Origin of the sequence: Endozoicomonas sp. ONNA1, assembly GCF_024606325.1 — a bacterium.
Classification (GTDB): domain Bacteria; phylum Pseudomonadota; class Gammaproteobacteria; order Pseudomonadales; family Endozoicomonadaceae; genus Endozoicomonas_A.
This window is the reverse complement of sequence record NZ_JAHHPN010000219.1, coordinates 1-1,079: the sequence shown is the minus strand read 5'-3', so window position 1 is coordinate 1,079 and position 1,079 is coordinate 1. Positions and strand designations below refer to the sequence as shown.

Here is a 1,079-nt window from a genome sequence, read left to right as displayed (position 1 = left end):
CCAATGACAGTGAGGATTGCCTTTGCAAGGCCAGTGGAAATAATGAAATTGATCTGGCACTGGCACGACTCTGGCAGCTAATGGAAAAAAACGAACAGGCTGAAAAACTGCTGCTGAGCGTGAGTGGCAAGTCCCCCAATGCCAGTGAAGAGATTCTTTGCAGGCCTTTTGGAGATCTTGATATTGATCTAGCTTTGAGTCGGCATTGGCAGAACATGGGCAAAAATCATCTGTCTGAAAAATTGCTCCTGAACATGAGTAGCAAGCACCAGACTGACAGTGTTGAAAAGCTTTGCAGGGTCAGCGGAAAGCGTGTGGTTGATCTGAACCTGGCCTTACTCTGGCAGTCCATGGAAAAGCTGGAACTTTGTGGAAAACTGCTGCTGAACATGAGCGGGAAGCGCCCCGGCAGCAGTGAAGAAATCCTGTGTCAGCCCTGTGGAGATTATGGAATTGACCTGGCCCTGGTCCGATACTGGGAACAGATAGGCCAATATAAAATGGCTGAAAAGCTGCTGCTGAATATGATTGGTAAGCATCCCGGCCTCAATAAAGAAATCCTGTGTCAACCCTGTGGAGATCATACCCTGGATCTGACCCTGGCCCGACTCTGGCAGACGATGGGCAAAAATGAATGGACGGAAAGACTGCTGCTGAACATGAGTCACAAGCACCCCAATGACAACGAAGAACGTCTCTGCAAGCCTTCCGGGAAGAAAGATGTTGATGTGGCGCTGGCAAGAAATTGGGAGGTGCAAGGCAAATATACACTGACTGAAAGATTGCTGTTGAACATGGCCGACAAGTCCCCCTTCGCCGGTGAGGAAGCGCTGTGCAAACGCTCTGGAAATCTTGGCATTGATCTGACTCTGGTGAGATTTTGGGGGAGAACGGGCGACTATAAACGGGCTGAAAAACTGCTGGTGGACCTGAGTGGCAAGAATCCCGAGGCTACTGAAGATTTACTGTGCAAGGCCTGCGGGAACCCTCTGGTTGACCTGGCCCTGGTGCGAATCTGGGAGCTAATGGGCAAACATACACGGGCTGAAAAACTGCTGCTGGACGCGAGTGGCAAGCAA

At 50.5% G+C, this 1,079-nt stretch carries 1 protein-coding gene; it reads left to right on the top strand.

The annotated features are described in order from the left end of the window. Window positions 1-1,079 (top strand): hypothetical protein (locus tag KDK19_RS05210; RefSeq protein WP_257291488.1); only part of this gene is annotated, 1,079 nt, incomplete at both ends.